At 69.9% G+C, this 15,846-nt stretch carries 13 protein-coding genes; 9 read left to right on the top strand and 4 right to left on the bottom strand.

What is annotated here, in order from left to right:
• Window positions 1-19: 19 nt before the first annotated feature.
• The 4 genes from LDO11_RS13370 to LDO11_RS13355 all read left to right on the top strand — a co-directional run bounded on the left by LDO11_RS13370 (window position 20) and on the right by LDO11_RS13355 (window position 4,526).
• Window positions 20-1,192: a phosphoglycerate kinase gene (locus LDO11_RS13370; RefSeq protein ID WP_232141977.1), complete on the top strand. Its 1,173-nt coding sequence runs from the start codon at window positions 20-22 to the stop codon at window positions 1,190-1,192.
• Between the two features lie 148 nt (window positions 1,193-1,340).
• Window positions 1,341-2,804 carry a pyruvate kinase gene (gene pyk, locus LDO11_RS13365; RefSeq protein WP_232141976.1) on the top strand — a complete coding sequence of 488 codons (1,464 nt, stop codon included), beginning with the start codon at window positions 1,341-1,343 and terminating at the stop codon, window positions 2,802-2,804.
• 101 nt (window positions 2,805-2,905) lie between these two features.
• On the top strand, window positions 2,906-3,913 hold the full coding sequence (locus tag LDO11_RS13360; protein ID WP_232141975.1) for a class I fructose-bisphosphate aldolase: 1,008 nt from the start codon (window positions 2,906-2,908) through the stop codon (window positions 3,911-3,913).
• A gap of 142 nt (window positions 3,914-4,055) precedes the next feature.
• A complete protein-coding gene (locus LDO11_RS13355; protein ID WP_129135237.1) occupies window positions 4,056-4,526 on the top strand; it encodes a hypothetical protein in 471 nt (156 codons plus the stop codon).
• Between the two features lie 10 nt (window positions 4,527-4,536).
• Here the strand turns inward: LDO11_RS13355 and cysK are convergent, their stop codons facing one another.
• Window positions 4,537-5,493, bottom strand: coding sequence for a cysteine synthase A (gene cysK / locus LDO11_RS13350; RefSeq protein ID WP_232141974.1), 957 nt, complete (start codon window positions 5,491-5,493; stop codon window positions 4,537-4,539).
• A gap of 194 nt (window positions 5,494-5,687) precedes the next feature.
• Between cysK and LDO11_RS13345 the strand changes: the two genes are divergently transcribed.
• The 5 genes from LDO11_RS13345 to LDO11_RS13325 all read left to right on the top strand — a co-directional run bounded on the left by LDO11_RS13345 (window position 5,688) and on the right by LDO11_RS13325 (window position 13,037).
• Window positions 5,688-6,833, top strand: a complete 1,146-nt coding sequence (locus tag LDO11_RS13345; RefSeq protein WP_255683485.1) for an efflux RND transporter periplasmic adaptor subunit — start codon at window positions 5,688-5,690, stop codon at window positions 6,831-6,833.
• A gap of 32 nt (window positions 6,834-6,865) precedes the next feature.
• Window positions 6,866-10,003 carry an efflux RND transporter permease subunit gene (locus tag LDO11_RS13340; protein ID WP_232141972.1) on the top strand — a complete coding sequence of 1,046 codons (3,138 nt, stop codon included), beginning with the start codon at window positions 6,866-6,868 and terminating at the stop codon, window positions 10,001-10,003.
• Entirely contained in the window at window positions 9,996-10,532 is a 537-nt protein-coding gene (locus LDO11_RS13335; protein ID WP_232141971.1) for a GNAT family N-acetyltransferase, read from the top strand. Before LDO11_RS13340 ends, LDO11_RS13335 begins: the two co-directional genes overlap by 8 nt.
• A gap of 94 nt (window positions 10,533-10,626) precedes the next feature.
• Complete coding sequence (locus tag LDO11_RS13330; RefSeq protein WP_232141970.1) at window positions 10,627-12,063, top strand: alanine/glycine:cation symporter family protein; 1,437 nt, start codon at window positions 10,627-10,629, stop codon at window positions 12,061-12,063.
• Window positions 12,064-12,065: 2 nt separating this feature from the next.
• A complete protein-coding gene (locus tag LDO11_RS13325; RefSeq protein WP_435574651.1) occupies window positions 12,066-13,037 on the top strand; it encodes a TrmH family RNA methyltransferase in 972 nt (323 codons plus the stop codon).
• 51 nt (window positions 13,038-13,088) lie between these two features.
• On the opposite strand, the gene LDO11_RS13320 is transcribed toward LDO11_RS13325, so the two are convergent.
• The 3 genes from LDO11_RS13320 to LDO11_RS13310 all read right to left on the bottom strand — a co-directional run bounded on the left by LDO11_RS13320 (window position 13,089) and on the right by LDO11_RS13310 (window position 15,838).
• Complete coding sequence (locus LDO11_RS13320) at window positions 13,089-14,486, bottom strand: M20/M25/M40 family metallo-hydrolase (protein ID WP_232141968.1); 1,398 nt, start codon at window positions 14,484-14,486, stop codon at window positions 13,089-13,091.
• A 170-nt stretch (window positions 14,487-14,656) separates the two neighbouring features.
• Window positions 14,657-15,088 carry a large-conductance mechanosensitive channel protein MscL gene (mscL, locus tag LDO11_RS13315; RefSeq protein ID WP_129135245.1) on the bottom strand — a complete coding sequence of 144 codons (432 nt, stop codon included), beginning with the start codon at window positions 15,086-15,088 and terminating at the stop codon, window positions 14,657-14,659.
• A gap of 30 nt (window positions 15,089-15,118) precedes the next feature.
• Window positions 15,119-15,838, bottom strand: a complete 720-nt coding sequence (locus LDO11_RS13310) for a fumarylacetoacetate hydrolase family protein (protein WP_232141967.1) — start codon at window positions 15,836-15,838, stop codon at window positions 15,119-15,121.
• Between the last annotated feature and the right edge of the window lie 8 nt (window positions 15,839-15,846).

The following is a 15,846-nucleotide window of genomic DNA, read 5'->3' as shown; positions in this document are numbered from 1 at the left end:
TGAGCGAGTCTTGCGTCCCATGTCCATCCTGCGAATGACCGACCTCGACCTGACCGGCAAGCGTGTGCTGGTGAGGCAGGACCTCAACGTCCCGATCGAGGACGGCCGCATCACGTCCGACCAGCGCATCGTCGCATCGCTGCCCACCCTCAAGCACGCGCTGGACCAGGGCGCGGCGGTGATGGTGATGTCCCATCTCGGCCGCCCGACCGAGGGCAGCTGGAGCGAGGCCGACTCGCTGGCGCCGGTGGCCGCGCACCTGGGCAGGCTGATCAGGCGCGAGGTGCGGCTGGTGCGCGACTGGGTCGACGGCGTCGACGTGCAGCCCGGCGAGCTGGTGATGCTGGAGAACTGCCGCATGAACGTCGGCGAGAAGGCCGACGACGAAGCGCTGGCACGCAAGTACGCCGCGCTGTGCGACGTGTATGTCATGGATGCCTTCGGCACCGCGCACCGCGCGCAGGCTTCCACCCATGGCGCGATCCGCTTCGCGCCGGTGGCCGCGGGCGGCCCGCTGCTGATGGCCGAACTCGACGCACTCGGCCGTGCGCTCGGCGACCCCGCGCGACCGCTGCTGGCCATCGTCGGCGGCAGCAAGGTGTCGACCAAGCTGGAGCTGCTGACCAACCTCGTCGGTGAAGTGGACCAGCTGATCGTCGGTGGCGGCATCGCCAACACCTTCATCGCTGCGCAGGGCTATGCCGTCGGCAAGTCGCTGCACGAGCCCGACCTGCTCGACACCGCGCGCCGGATCCTCGCCGAGGCCAAGGCCAAGGGCGCCGAGATCCCGATCCCGCTGGACGTGGTGGTGGCGCGCGAGTTCAGCGCCAGCGCCGAGGCGGTGGTGAAGCCGGTGGATGCAGTGGCCGCCGACGAGATGATCCTCGACATCGGCCCGAAGACCGCCAGGCACTACGCGCAGCTGCTGGGCGAGTCCGGCACGGTGGTGTGGAACGGCCCGGTCGGCGTGTTCGAGTTCGATGCCTTCGCCCGCGGCACCGAGGCGGTGGCGCGTGCAATCGCGCGCTGCCATGCGTTCTCGATCGCCGGCGGCGGCGACACCATCGCCGCCATCGACAAGTTCGGCATCGCCGGCGACATCGGCTACATCTCCACCGGCGGCGGCGCGTTCCTCGAGTTCCTCGAAGGCAAGACCCTGCCGGCGGTGGCCGCGCTGCGCAGCCGCGGCTGACCGCATCGGGGCCCGCCCGCGTGCGCGTGGGCCGGGCTCCGACGGCCCGGTGCGGCGTGCCGCGCCGGATCGGGCAGGGCACCGCACTACCGCGTGAACGCGCTATGTTTGCGTTCACATTCCAAGCCCAGCCTCATTGCGAGCTTCCATGGACCACCGCCGCCGCACCCGCATCCTTGTCACCCTTGGCCCCGCCACCGACCCGCCCGGCGTCCTCGATGCCATCCTGCGTGCCGGCGTCGATGTGGTCCGGCTGAACTTCTCGCATGGCGATCCCGCCTCGCAGAAGGCGCGCGCGCAGGCGGTGCGCGAGGCGGCGGCACGGGTCGGCACGGAGGTCGGCATCCTCGCCGACCTGCCGGGGCCCAAGATCCGCATCGAGCGCTTCGAACAGGGCCGCGTGCAGCTGCGCGCCGGCGAGCGCTTCGACCTGGTGGCCAGCGACGACGCCGGCCCCGGCACCGTGCACGAGGTCGGCGTGAGCTATCTCGGCCTGCCCGATGACCTCAATGCCGGCGACGTGCTGCTGCTCGACGACGGCCTGATGCAGCTGCGGGTGGAGTCGATCGAAGGCCCTCGCATCGTGACCACCGTGCTCAACGATGGCGCACTGTCCGACCGCAAGGGGCTCAACCGCCTCGGCGGTGGGCTGTCGCTGGGCGCACTCACCGACCACGACCGCGCGCTGATCAGCGTGGCCGCCGAGCTCGACGTCGACTTCATCGCGGTGTCGTTCTGCCGCAACGCCGCCGACATGGAAGAGGCGCGCGCGCTGGCGCGTGCCGCCGGCAGCGATGCCGCGCTGGTGTCGAAGATCGAGCGCGCGGAGGCGATCGAGAACCTCGGCGAGATCATCGATGCCAGCGACGTGGTGATGGTCGCGCGCGGCGACCTCGGCGTGGAGATCGGCGATGCCGAGCTGCCGGGCCTGCAGAAGAAGATCATCCGCGAGTCGCTGGCCCGCGACCGCGTGGTGATCACCGCCACGCAGATGCTGCAGTCGATGGTGGAGTCGCCGATCCCCACCCGCGCCGAAGTGCTGGACGTGGCCAACGCGGTCATCGACGGCACCGACGCGGTGATGCTGTCGGCCGAGACCGCGGCCGGAAACTTCCCGGTGCGCGCGGTCGAGGCGATGGCGCGCATCTGCCTCGGTGCCGAGCGCCAGTTCAACCACGACACCAATTTCGAGCAGGCGCAGCGCAACCTCGAGCGTGCCGACCAGGCGATCGCGATGGCGGCCATGTTCCTGACCGAGCACATCGGCGTGCGCGCGATCGTGGCGATGACCGAATCCGGCGGCACTGCGCGCTTCCTGTCGCGGTTCCGTTCCAACGCACCGGTGTACGCGTTCTCGCGCCACCCGGGTGCGCGCCGGCGCATGCGGCTGATGCGCGACGTGTTCGCGTTCGACTACGACAGCCGAGGCCAGACCCCGCGCGAAGCCGCGCGCGGCAGCATCCAGCAGCTGGTCGAGGCCGGCATGCTCGAGTGCCGTGACCGGGTGGTGTTCACCAGCGGCGAGCACATGGAAACCCACGGCGCCACCAATACCCTGCGCCTGCTGCGGGTGGGCGAGCAGGGCCGCGCCGAAGGTCTGGGCGAGCTGTAGGGCATCTGTGCCGCGGCGCGCCTGCGCGGCCGCAGCCACCCGGGGGCGCGAGGGGCGCGGGCTATACTCCGCGGCCCTGACGCCCTGCCGGAAACGCCCCCATGAGCATCGAACAGCTTGCCGAAACCGCCCAGGCGATGGTCGCCCCCGGCAAGGGCATCATCGCCATCGACGAGTCCAACGGCACGATCGGCAAGCGCTTCGAGGCCGTGGGCATCGCCAACAGCGAGGACAACCGCCGCGCCTACCGCGAGATGCTGTTGACCACGCCGAAGCTCGGCGAGCACATCAGCGGCGCGATCCTGTTCGACGAGACCCTGCGCCAGTCCACCCGCGACGGCGTGCCGTTCGCCCGGGTGATGCGCAACGCCGGGATCATCCCGGGCATCAAGGTCGACAGGGGCACCCAGCCGCTGGCCGGCTTCCCGGGTGAAGTGGTCACCGAGGGCCTGGACGGGCTGCGCGAGCGCCTGCGCGAGTACTACCGGCTCGGTGCGCGCTTCGCCAAGTGGCGCGCGGTGATCCATATCGGCGAGGACATGCCGTCGGGCACCTGCATCGAGGTCAACACCCATGCGCTGGCGCGTTATGCCGCGCTGTGCCAGGAAAACGGCCTGGTGCCGATGGTCGAGCCCGAAGTGCTGATGGACGGCGACCATGACATCGAGACCTGCTACGAGGTCTCCGAGGTGGTGCTGCGTTCGCTGTTCGATGCGCTCTACAACCAGGGCGTGATGCTCGAGGGCACCATCCTCAAGGCCTCGATGGTGCTGCCCGGCAAGGGCTGCGACGAGCAGGTCGCCGTGGACGAGGTGGCCTCGTCGACGCTGATGTGCCTGAAGTCGGCGGTGCCGGCGATCATGCCGGGCATCGTGTTCCTGTCCGGCGGGCAGTCCGACGAGGACGCCACCGCGCATCTGGACGCCATGAACCGGATGGGTCCGAACCCGTGGCCGCTGTCGTTCTCCTACGGCCGTGCGATGCAGCAGGCGGCGCTGAAGCTGTGGGCGCAGGACCCGGCCAGCAATGTCGCGCGGGCGCAGCAGACGGTATACGCGCGGGCCCGCGACAATGGCCTCGCCGCACTGGGCGAGTGGACGCCTGCGTAAGGCGGGCGGGCGGCGCCGCGCGGGTGGCCCGGGTGGTTCGACGCCTCGCCTGAGGCGCGCGCGACCGCCTCGGCCCCGCATGGCGACCCTGCCATCATCGCGGGCGCGCTAGCCTCCCGGGAATTGAACCGGGAGGCTGCAGATGTCCGCGACCACCACTTCTTCTTCGAGACTGCACGTGCCACTGGCGGTGCAGGATGCGTTGCGCCGTGGCCGCCCGGCCGAGGCCGCGCAGCGGCTGCGCGAAGCCAACCCCGGGCTCGACCTGCGCCAGGCGCGGACCGCGCTTGCCGAGGTGGCGCGACGCCCACCCGGCGTGATGGACAGCGGCAGCGATCCGGTCGGCCAGGACACGCTGCCGTCGGAGGTGGCTGCCAAGCTCGCGACCGGCAACACCGAGGACGCCGCCCGGCGCCTGCGCGAGACCCAGCCCGGGCTCAGCGAGGACGAGGCGCGCGAGGCGGTGGAACGGCACGCCTCGCCGCTGTTGCGCAAGCAGGCCCGTACCGAGACCGTGGTGCGCGGCGACAGCGGACGCATGGGCTGGGCGGGATGGCTGCTGGTGCTGCTGGCCGCGGCCGGTGCGCTGATGGTCTGGCAGGGCCTCGGCTGACCCTCGTTGCCTACGGCAGACCCGCGAGCCAGTCGTCGTCCGAACCTTCGCTGACGCCCTCGAACAGGGGCGTGGAGAAGTAGCGCTCACCGGTATCGGGCAGCATCGCCAGCACCACCGCACCGTCGTCCGCGCCGCGGGCCACCTCGAGTGCCGCTGCCATGGTCGCGCCGGCCGAGATGCCGACGAAGATGCCTTCTTCCGCCGCCAGCCGGCGGGCGATCTCGATGGCGTCGACATCGGTCACCGACAGCACCCGGTGCGCGGCGTCGCGGTCGAGCACCTCCGGCACGAAGTCCGGCGTCCAGCCCTGGATCCGGTGCGGCGCCCAGTCCTTGCCCTGCAGCATCGCCGCACCGGCCGGTTCGCAGGCGACCACCTCCACCTCGGGCCGCGCCAGCCGCAGCATCCCGCCGACGCCGGTCAGGGTGCCGCCGGTGCCCCAGCCGGTCACGAAATGGTCAAGCCGGCGGCCGGCGAAATCGCGCAGGATCTCGGCGGCGGTGGTGTTGCGGTGGTAGCCGGGGTTGGCCGGATTGGTGAACTGGCTGGCGAGGAACCAGCCGTGCTGTTCGGCGAGCTCGCGGGCCTTGCGCACCATGCCGGTGCCGCGTTCGGCGGCCGGGGTCAGGATCACCCGCGCACCGTACGCGCGCATCAGCTTGCGGCGCTCGACGGAGAAGGTCTCGACCATCGTGGCCACGAACCTGTAGCCACGCGCGGCGCAGACCATCGCCAGCGCCACGCCGGTATTGCCTGAGGTCGCCTCCACCACGGTATCGCCGGGCTTGAGCAGGCCGCGCGCTTCCGCATCGAGGATGATCGCCAGTGCGAGCCGGTCCTTGACCGAGCCGCCGGGGTTGAAGCTTTCGGCCTTGGCGTAGAGTTCGACGTTGGCCGGCCCGATGCGGTGAAGGCGGACCACCGGGGTCCGGCCGATGGTGTCGAGGATGGAATCGTGGATCATGCGCATGCTCCGGTAGGGGTGGGAGGCGCGGGGCCGCATGCGTCCGGACGTCAGCCGGGAGAGGATCGCGCGTAACGCGTGAAGGCCACAACGGTTGACGTGGAACACTCCGTCGTCGTCTGTGCCTGACGGCACAGGGAGCTCACGGCGCCGCCCCATAGAATGGTCGGGTTTTTCCCCGTCGGTCCCCCTCGATGCAGCTTTCGCGTTTACCGTCCCTGGCCACCCGCGCCGTGGCTCCCGTCCTGTTTCTCGTGGCACTGGCCGCATGCGGCAGTGGCGATCCGGCCCCGCAGGGCGGCCCGCAGGCCGCAGTCGTCACCACCGCCGGGATCGCGCTTCGCGACTGGAACGACACCATCCCGGCGCTGGGCACCGTGCAGTCGCGCGAGTCCATCACCGTCACCGCCAAGGTGAGCGAGGTGGTGGACCGGGTGCACTTCGAAAGCGGCCAGGAAGTGGAGCGGGATACCGTGCTGGTCACGCTCAGCGGCAACCAGCAGCAGGCGGCGCTGGCCGCCGCCGAAGCCGCGGCCGCGGAAGCCGACCGCCTGTTCGAGCGCCAGCGCCAGCTGGCCGAGCAGCAGCTGATCTCCACCGCCTCGCTGGATACGCAGTCGGCGCTGCGTGCGACCGCACGTGCGCGCGTGGACGAGATCCGCGCCAACCTCGGCGACCGCCTGATCCGGGCGCCGTTTGCCGGCGTGGTCGGCATCCGCCGTGTCAGCCCGGGTGCGCTGGTGCAGCCGGGCACCGAAATCGTCACCCTCGACGACATCTCCAGCGTCTATGTGGACTTCACCGTCCCCGAAGCGCAGCTGGCCAACCTCGCCGTGGGCCAGGTCCTGCTGGGCACCAGCGTCGCCTACCCGGACCGTACCTTCCAGGGCCGCGTGGACACCATCGACGCGCGCATCGACCCCGCCACCCGCGCGGTCACCGTGCGTGGCGACTTCCCGAACCCCGATCGCGTGCTCAAGCCCGGGATGCTGATGCAGGTCGACCTGCAGCGGCCATCGCGCCAGGCGCTGGTGGTGCCGGAGATCGCGGTGGTCCAGGTCGGCCGCGAGACATTCGTGTACCGGGTGCTTGCCGATTCGACCGTCGAGCAGGCGCCGATCCGCGTCGGTTCGCGCGTGGCGGGGCTCGCCGAAGTGGTGGACGGCCTGTCGCCGGGCGACCGCATCGTCGTCGATGGCACCGGCAAGCTGCGCCCCGGGATGCGCATCGAGGAGGCCACGCGCGCCGCAGCGCCGCAGCCCGGCGCGGACGACGACGGCCGCGCGATCGTGCCTGAAACCACGGTCGCGCCGGCGCCCGACGCCGTGCCCGCGGGCTGAGCCCGCCTCCCCAAGCACCACTACGGGTTCCCATGCGTCTATCCGATCTTTCCATCAAGCGCCCGGTGTTCGCGGTCGTGATGAGCCTGCTGCTCATCGTGCTCGGCATCATGTCCTTCACCCGCCTGACCCTGCGGGAGATGCCCAATATCGATCCACCGATCGTGTCGGTCTCGGTGACCTATCCCGGCGCATCGGCGGCGGTGGTGGAAACCCGCGTCACCCAGATCATCGAGGACGCGCTGGCCGGCATCGAGGGCATCAAGACGCTGGAATCGCGCAGCCGCAACGGCAGCTCCAGCATCACCATGGAGTTCAACCTCAACCGCGACATCGAGGCCGCCGCCAATGACGTGCGCGACGCCGTCAGCCGGGTGATGGACCGCATGCCGCTGGAGGCGGACCCGCCGGAGGTGGAGAAGGCCGAGTCCGACGGCGACGTGATCGTCTGGCTCAACATGCGTTCCGACACCATGGACACGCTGGAGCTGACCGACTACGCCGACCGCTACGTGGTCGACCGCCTGTCGTCGCTGGATGGCGTGGCGCGCGTGGTACTGGGTGGCAACCAGCGCTATTCCATGCGCATCTGGCTCGACCGCGATGCGATGGCCGCGCGCGGCATCACCGCCGCCGACATCGAAAGCGCGCTGCGCAGCGAGAACGTGGAACTGCCGGCCGGCAGCATCGAATCCGAATCGCGTGACTTCACCCTGCGCGTGGAACGCGGCTACCGCGAGCCCGAGCAGTTCGCCCAGGTGCCGCTGCGCAAGGGCGACGACGGCCATGTGGTGCGGCTGGGCGACGTGGCCCAGGTGGAGCTGGGCCCGCGCGAACGCCGTGCCTACCTGCGCAGCAATTTCGTGCCCAACGTGGGCGTGGGCATCGTACGCACCTCCACCGCCAACGCGCTCGACGTGGTGCGCCTGGCGCGTGCCGAGGCCGAGCGCATCCAGGAGACGCTGCCGCCGGGCACCGACATCTTCGTGGCCTACGACGGCACCGTCTTCATCGAGGAGTCGATCAAGCGCGTGTACTGGACGCTGGGCGAGGCGATGGTGCTGGTGGTGCTGGTGATCTGGCTGTTCCTGGGCAGCATCCGCTCGGCGCTGATCCCCGCGGTCACCGTGCCGGTGTGCCTGGTGGCGGCGTTCATCGGCCTCTACGCGTTCGGGTTCTCGATCAACCTGCTGACCCTGCTCGCCCTGGTGCTGTGTATCGGCCTGGTGGTCGACGACGCCATCGTGGTGCTGGAGAACGTGCAACGTCGAGCCGACCTCGGCGAACCTCCACTGGTCGCGGCCAGCCGCGGCACCAGCCAGGTCGCCTTCGCGGTGATCGCCACCACCGCGGTGCTGGTGGCGGTGTTCCTGCCGGTCGGTTTCATGGAAGGCAACAGCGGCCGCCTGCTGCGCGAACTCGCGGTCGCGCTGGCGGGTGCGGTGGCGCTGTCGGCGTTCGTCGCGCTGACGCTGACGCCGATGATGTGTTCGAAGCTGATCCGCCCGCATGGCGCGAAGCAGAGCCGCTTCAACCAGTGGATCAATCGCCAGCTCGAGCGCACCAGCGCCGCGTACGGGCGCCAGCTCGGGCGCCTGGTCGCGCTGCCGGGCAAGCGCATCCTCGCGCTGATGGTCGCGGTGATGCTGGTGTGCCTGGGGCTGATCGTGCTGCTGATGGCGCGGGTGCCCAGCGAGCTGGCGCCGGCCGAGGATCGCGGGCGCTTCTTCGTGATGGTCGACGGGCCGGAAGGCGCGGGCTTCGACTACACCGTGGAGCAGCTGCAGCAGGTCGAGCGGATGATGGCCGGCTTCATCGGCGACGACAAACCGATCCAGCGCGTCAACTCGCGCGCGCCACGCGGCTGGGGTGGCGGCACCGAGATGCATACCGCGCAGATCGTGGTGTTCATGCAGGACTGGTCCGACCGCGACGTCAATGCCGAGGACGTGATCGCCGAACTGCGTCCGGAGTTCAATTCGCTGCCTGGCGTGCAGGTACGCGCCAACGTGCCGGGCGGCCTGATCAGCACCCGCGGCCAGCGCTATCAGCTGGTGCTGGGCGGGCCGAACTACGAGGAGCTCGCGCAGTGGCGTGACCGCATGCTGGCGCGCATCGAGGAGAACCCCGGCATCGTCGACGTCGACAGCGACTACAAGGAAACCCGCCCGCAGATGCGCGTCGAGATCGACCGCGTGCGCGCGGCGGACCTCGGTGTCGGCGTCACCGAGATCGGCCGCACGCTGGAAACGATGATGGGCGCGCGCCAGGTGACGACCTTCGTCTCCGACGGCGAGGAATACGACGTGATGCTGCAGGCCAGCCGCGGCAACCGCATGCAGCCGTCCGATCTCGAGAACACCTACGTGCGTGCGCGTGATGGCGAGCTGGTGCCGCTGTCGAACCTGGTGACCTTCAGCGAGATCGCCGAGCCGGGCTCGTTCAACCGCTTCAACCGCATGCGCGCGATCACCCTGTCGGGCGGGCTCGCGCCGGGCTACACCATGGGCGAGGCGCTGGACTGGAGCTACCAGGTGGCCGCCGAGGAACTGCCGCACTACGCGCAGATCAACTGGAAGGGCGAGTCGCGCGAATACCAGGAAGCCGGTGGCGCGGTGGTGCTGACCTTCACGCTGGCGCTGCTGGTGGTTTACCTCGTGCTGGCGGCGCAGTTCGAGAGCTTCCTGCATCCGATCGTGATCATGCTGACGGTGCCGCTGGCGGTGCTCGGCGCGCTGCTCGGCCTGTGGGTGACCGGCGGCACGCTGAACCTCTTCAGCCAGATCGGCATCATCATCCTGGTCGGCCTGGCGGCGAAAAACGGCATCCTCATCGTCGAGTTCGCCAACCAGCTACGCGACGAGGGCCGCGATGTGGCAAAGGCCATCGTGGAGTCGGCGTCGATCCGACTGCGCCCGATCCTGATGACCGCCGCGGCCACGGTGATGGGTGCGATCCCGCTGGTGGTGGCCGGCGGGCCCGGTTCGGCAAGCCGCGGCACCATCGGCGTGGTGATCATCTCCGGTGTCGCCTTCGCGACGCTGCTTACGCTGTTCGTGGTGCCGGCGTTCTACACCCTGCTCGCTCCGTTCACCCGTTCGCCGGAAGCGCTGGCCCAGGAGCTGGAGCGGCTGGAGCAGGAGACGCCGACGGTGGGCGGCCATGCCTGAGGCCTGGCTGCCGCCGGATGTCGGGCACGGCATCGCGCTGCGGCCGTGGCGCAGCGATGATCTCGATGCGCTGGTCGCGCATGCCAACGACGAACAGGTCTCGCGCGGCACCAGCGACCGCTTTCCGTATCCCTACACCCGCGAGGACGGCATCGCCTTCCTGGCGGGCCGCGTGGTCGACCTGTCGGCGCCGGTCTTCGCGGTCACGCTCGAGGGCCGCGCGGTGGGCGGCATCGGCGTGCGTATGTTCACCGGCGAGCGCGGCATCGGTGCCGAATTCGGCTACTGGCTCGGCCGCCGCCACTGGGGCCGCGGGGTCATGACGAACGTGGTGGCGGCATTCGCGCCATGGGCGGTCCACACGCTGGAGCTGCAGCGGCTGCAGGCCACCGTGCTCGACTTCAACCATGCGTCGGCGCGGGTGCTGGAGAAGAACGGCTTCAGCGAGGAGGGCGTGCTGCGCCGCGCGGTGATGAAGCGCGGCACCGTGCACGATCTACGGATGTTCGCGCGATTGTGCGTGGATTGATTTCCACGTAAGGCGGGTTCCACACCGCTGCGCACATGGTGGAGAATCGACCGCTGCCCCGCCGCCATGGCGGGCGCCGAATGGGGAGTACCGCGTGGAACAGATCGTCAACACACTCAACGGGCTGATCTGGAGCCCGCCGCTGATCGTGCTGTGCCTGGGCGCCGGCCTGTACTTCTCGCTGCGTACGCGTTTCATGCAGATACGGCATGTCGGGGAGATGGTGCGGCTGATGCTGAGCGGAACCAAGTCCGAGGCGGGCGTGTCCTCGTTCCAGGCGCTGGCGATGTCACTGTCGGGTCGCGTCGGCATCGGCAATATCGCGGGGGTTGCCACCGCGATCGCCTTCGGTGGGCCCGGGGCGGTGTTCTGGATGTGGATGATGGCCTTCCTCGGAGCGTCGACGTCGTACGTCGAATCGACGCTGGCCCAGATCTACAAGGAAAAGGACGAGGAAGGGCGATACCGCGGTGGTCCGGCGTATTACATCGAAAAAGCCATGGGGCAGCGGTGGTACGCATGGTTGTTCGCGGTCGTCACCGTGATCGCGGCCGGGTTCCTGATGCCGGGCGTGCAGGCCAACGGGATCGCCTCGGCCGCCTTCAACGCGTGGAGTGTTCCACCGACCGCCACGGCGGCGATCGTCGTGATCGGCCTGGGCTTCATCATCTTCGGTGGCGTCAAGCGCATCGCGCGTTTCGCGGAACTGGTGGTGCCCTTCATGGCGCTGGCCTACATGCTGATGGCGCTGGTGATCATGCTGCTCAACCTCGAAGCGGTGCCGGTGATGTTCCGGCTGATCTTCGAGAGCGCCTTCGGGATGCACGCCGGATTCGGCGCGATGCTCGGCCTGGCGGTGGAGTGGGGTGTGCGCCGTGGCATCTACTCCAACGAAGCGGGCCAGGGTACCGGCCCGCACCATGCCGCCGCGGCGGAGGTCTCGCATCCCAGCAAGCAGGGCCTGGTGCAGGCGTTCTCGGTGTACGTCGACACCCTGGTGGTCTGCAGCGCCACCGCCTTCATGATCCTGTCGACCGGGATGTACAACGTCGTCGGCCGTGCCGGGAGCATGCTGTATGAAGCGTTGCCCGGCGTGGAGGTGGGCCCCGGTTTCGCGCAGAACGCCGTCGAATCGGTGATGCCGGGCTGGGGCGCGGGCTTCGTGGCGCTCGCGCTGTTCTTCTTCGCGTTCACCACGATCATCGCCTACTACTACATGGCGGAAACCAACATCACCTACATCAACCGCAAGGTGCGGCGCCCGTGGATGGTGTTCGTGTTGCGCATCGCGCTCCTGGCCGCCGTCACCTTCGGCTGCGTGCGCACCGCGGAGATGGCCTGGACGCTGGGCGACATCGGGGTCGGCACGATGGCGTGGCTCAACATCATCGCGATCCTGATCCTGCAGCGTCCGGCGCTGGTGGCATTGCGTGATTACGAGGCACAGAAGAAGGCGGGCCTGGACCCGCAGTTCGATCCTTTGAAGCTCGGGATCCGCAATGCGGATTTCTGGGTCGACAGGAAGCCTTGAGCATGGCCGGTTCCGGTCCTGACGATCCCGGCCCCTGGGGCCGCGGCCCTCGCCGCCAGGGCGATGCGCCGACTCATCCACCGGCGCGCGGCGAGCGCACCCCGGCCCGCGACCAACGCTCGCCATGGGGCGGAGCACGCACGCAGGAACGCGGTGAGCGACCCGCGCCGCGCCGCGAGGGCCCGCCACCGGCCGCGGCCGCCGTGGACGAGCCTGCCGCCCCAGCGGCACCGCGTGGTGGCCGCGGCGGCGAGCTGCGTCTGCACGGCTTCAATGCCGTGCAGGCGGTGTTCGCACGTCGCCCGGATGCGATCCGCAAGGTCTATCTCAACCAGTCGCGGATCCCGCACCTGCAGCCCTTGCTGAAATGGTGCGTGGCCCATCGTGTCGGCTACCGCGTGGTGACCGACGAGGAGCTCGGCAAGCTTGCCGCCAGTGCGCACCACGAGGGCGTGGTGGCGGACGTGCTGCGTGCGCAGCCGCTGCCGCTGGCCGGGTGGCTGCCCACGCTGCCGCCGGGGCCGCAGTGCCTGTTGTGGCTGGACGGCGTGGGCAATCCGCACAACTTCGGCGCGATCCTGCGCTCGGCCGCGCACTTCGGTGCGGCCGCGGTGCTGCTTCCGGAGACCAGTACGCTGACGCTGTCGGGCGCCGCGGCGCGCGTGGCCGAAGGCGGCGCGGAAGCATTGCCGCTGGTGCGGTTGGGGCCGGTGGGCGAATCGATGGAACAGCTGCGCGCTGCGGGCTTCAGGCTGGCCGCGACCGTGGTGCGCGACGGCAGTCCGCTGTTCGCCACACCGGCACCGCAGCGGCTGGTCTATGTGCTGGGTGCCGAAGGCGAGGGCATGGATGCGGGCCTCGCCGGCGCCTGCGACCTGCGCGTCTCGATCCCCGGCACCGGCGCGGTGGAAAGCCTCAACGTGGCCGCTGCCACCGCGGTGCTGCTGGCGCACTGGGCGGCGCGGCCCGCCTGATCCGCGCTGCAGGCGCGGCGTGGACGCCGCGCCTGCAATTGGCGCTCCGCGTTACTCGCTGGCCGCCGGCACCCGGAAACCCGCAGCCGCTTCGGCCGCCAGGTACGCGAACACCACATAGGCGGCGACGTTGTGCTTCAGGTCGGCGGCGTCGACCTTGTCGAGGGTGTCGTCGGCGTTGTGGTGCAGGTCGAAGTAGCCGCTGCCGTCCTGCCCCAGCCACGCCCAGGGCATGCCGGCCTGCGCCAGCGGGATGATGTCGGGCCCCGGGCCGCCCTGCTGCGGCTGGAACTCGATGCCCAGCGGCGCCAGCGCACCGGCGATCTGCCGCGACAATGCATGGGTGGCGTCCCTGGCGCTGGTGTTGAACGCATAGATGCGCCCGGAGCCGAAGTCGCTTTCCGCGCCGATCACGTGCTGCGCCATCGCACCCGCGTGGCGCTGCGCGTACTGGCGGGCGCCGATCAGCCCCTGCTCCTCGTTGGCGAACGCGATCACCCGGATGCTGCGTCGCGGCCGCTGCGGCAGCTGGGCGATGAGATGCGCGGCCGCCGCGGTGATGCCCACGCCGGACGCATCGTCCACGGCGCCGGTGCCGTGGTCCCATGAATCGAGGTGGCTGGCGATCACCACGATCTCGTCGGGCGCCTCGCGGCCGGTGAGCTCGGCGATCACATTGTGCGAGGTGTATTCGCCGTTCCAGCCGCAATCGAGTTCCATGCGCACGCGCACCGGGCCACGCTCGAGCAGGCGCACCAGCTGTTCGGCATCGGGCAGCGAGGTCGCCGCCGCGGGGATCGGGGTCACGCCTTCGGCGAAGCGGGTGATGCCGGTATTGGCAACGCGGTTGCGGCTGGTGCTCAGCGAACGCATCAGGAAGCCCGCCGCACCTTTCGACGCAGCCACCGACGGACCGCGGCTGCGCACCGGGCCGGCTGCGTCATAGCCGGAGCCATCGCGCGTACGCTCCATCACGAAGTCGACGAACACGATCTTCCCCGCCACCGCGTCGGCGGGCGCGGCTTCCAGCTCGGCGAAGGTCGCGTAGCGCACGATCTCGGCTTCCACCGTGCCGCCGGGGCTGCCGCCCAGCGCGGTCACCACCAGTGGCTGCGCATGCGCACCCACCACTGCGGCGCGCTCGCTGCGGCGCTCCCACTTCGGGAACGTCACCGGCTCGGTCCACACCCGGTCGAACCCCAGCGACTCGAACTTCGCCACCGCCCACGCCACCGCGCGTGCATCGGCCTCGCTGCCCGGCAGGCGCGGACCGACCTCGGTGGTCAGCGATTCGATGATGCGGTAGCCGGTATCGTCGGCCAGTGCGCGCTCGCGCAGTTGCGCGGCGGTGTCGAGCGCATGCGACGGCAGCGGGTCCTGCGCCTGCGCGGTGAACGCGGATGCGAACGGCGCGGATCCAAGGGCGAACAGCAGGGCGGCAACGCGCATCGCACACTCCAATCGGCAGAACGGAAAGGTCGCGAGCTTAGCAGCCGGCGGCCGTGTCGCTCGAACGCAGGTTGCCTTCGCACGTGTCGCCACGGCCAGCGTGGGTCGCGTGTGTCAGCGGCCGGTCATGCGCCGGAACGCTGCACTCGTGGGTCCGGACCCGGTTCGCTTCAGCCGACGCTGCCCGGCGGCTGCTTCAGCGCATCGCGGATCTCGCGCAGCAGCAGCACGTCCTCGGCCGGTGGCGGCGCCTCCGCCGGCGCCTCGGCCTGTTTGCGCTTGAGGCGGTTGATGGCCTTGACCAGCAGGAAGATCGCGAAGGCGACGATGACGAACTGCACCATCGTGTTGAGGAAGATGCCGATCCCGATCGTCACCGCCGGCACGGTCTCGCCTGCGGCATCCACCGTCTCGCGACGCAACATGATTTCCCAGTCGGCGAAATCGACACCGCCGATCAGCAGCCCCAGCGGCGGCATGATCACGTTGTCGACCAGGGCGGTGACGATCTTGCCGAACGATGCACCGATGACCACGCCCACGGCCAGGTCGATGACGTTGCCCCGTACGGCGAATTCCTTGAACTCGGCGAGTACGCCCATCGCACACCTCTTCGTGAAAAGACGGCGCGACTATACTTGCGCAGGCGTGATCCGGCACTCCATGCCCGCGACATCGCCGAGCGTGGCCACGCAGTGGTCGCCTGGCGACAGCGCGGCCACCCCGGCCGGCGTGCCCATGAACACCAGGTCGCCGGCGCGCAGGCGATACAGCTGCGAAAGTTCGTGGAGGATCTCGTCGACGCTCCAGATGAGCTGCGACAGCGGCGCGCGCTGGCGCACCTCGCCATTGACCGTGAGCGACAGTTCGAGCGCCGCCAGTGCCTCGCCACCGACTGCAGCCACTGGCACCAGTTCGCCGATCGGCGCCGAATGATCGAAGCCCTTGGCAATATCCCACGGCAGGCCTTTCGACTTCGCCTCTGCCTGCAGGTCACGGCGCGTCAGGTCGAGACCGACGCCATAGCCGAACACCAGTCCCGGGGCGTCTTCGAGGGCGAGAACGCCGTGCGGGGCATCGCGGCCGATGGCCACCACCAGCTCGACCTCGTGGTGCAGGTCCGAGGTCGCGCACGGGTAGGGCACTTCGGTGCCGGTCACCACCGCATCGGCCGGCTTCATGAAGAACACCGGGCGGCCACGTGCTTCGCGTGATGCCGGCACCGCGGCGCCCATCTCGCGCGCATGGTCGGCGAAGTTACGACCGACGCAGTAGATGCGGCGCACCGGGAAACGCCCACCGCCACGCACGTTGACGCGCGGCGCCGCCGGCGCCTGGATCACGTCGTCCATGTGAAGTC

The organism is Alterluteimonas muca (assembly GCF_021191595.1).
Lineage (GTDB): Bacteria > Pseudomonadota > Gammaproteobacteria > Xanthomonadales > Xanthomonadaceae > Luteimonas > Luteimonas muca.
The sequence above is the reverse complement of the archived record's forward strand: the minus strand, read 5'-3'. Positions and strand labels throughout refer to the sequence as shown.

Bases quoted from the DNA above. Each gene is read 5' to 3' on its own strand.
- LDO11_RS13340 (WP_232141972.1), top strand. From the start codon at position 6,866: ATGCGTCTATCCGATCTTTCCATCAAGCGCCCGGTGTTCGCGGTCGTG.
- pyk (WP_232141976.1), top strand. From the start codon at position 1,341: ATGGACCACCGCCGCCGCACCCGCATCCTTGTCACCCTTGGCCCCGCC.
- LDO11_RS13345 (WP_255683485.1), top strand. From the start codon at position 5,688: ATGCAGCTTTCGCGTTTACCGTCCCTGGCCACCCGCGCCGTGGCTCCC.
- cysK (WP_232141974.1), bottom strand. From the start codon at position 5,493: ATGATCCACGATTCCATCCTCGACACCATCGGCCGGACCCCGGTGGTC.
- LDO11_RS13320 (WP_232141968.1), bottom strand. From the start codon at position 14,486: ATGCGCGTTGCCGCCCTGCTGTTCGCCCTTGGATCCGCGCCGTTCGCA.
- LDO11_RS13360 (WP_232141975.1), top strand. From the start codon at position 2,906: ATGAGCATCGAACAGCTTGCCGAAACCGCCCAGGCGATGGTCGCCCCC.
- LDO11_RS13355 (WP_129135237.1), top strand. From the start codon at position 4,056: ATGTCCGCGACCACCACTTCTTCTTCGAGACTGCACGTGCCACTGGCG.
- LDO11_RS13335 (WP_232141971.1), top strand. From the start codon at position 9,996: ATGCCTGAGGCCTGGCTGCCGCCGGATGTCGGGCACGGCATCGCGCTG.
- LDO11_RS13325 (WP_435574651.1), top strand. From the start codon at position 12,066: ATGGCCGGTTCCGGTCCTGACGATCCCGGCCCCTGGGGCCGCGGCCCT.
- mscL (WP_129135245.1), bottom strand. From the start codon at position 15,088: ATGGGCGTACTCGCCGAGTTCAAGGAATTCGCCGTACGGGGCAACGTC.
- LDO11_RS13310 (WP_232141967.1), bottom strand. From the start codon at position 15,838: ATGGACGACGTGATCCAGGCGCCGGCGGCGCCGCGCGTCAACGTGCGT.
- LDO11_RS13370 (WP_232141977.1), top strand. From the start codon at position 20: ATGTCCATCCTGCGAATGACCGACCTCGACCTGACCGGCAAGCGTGTG.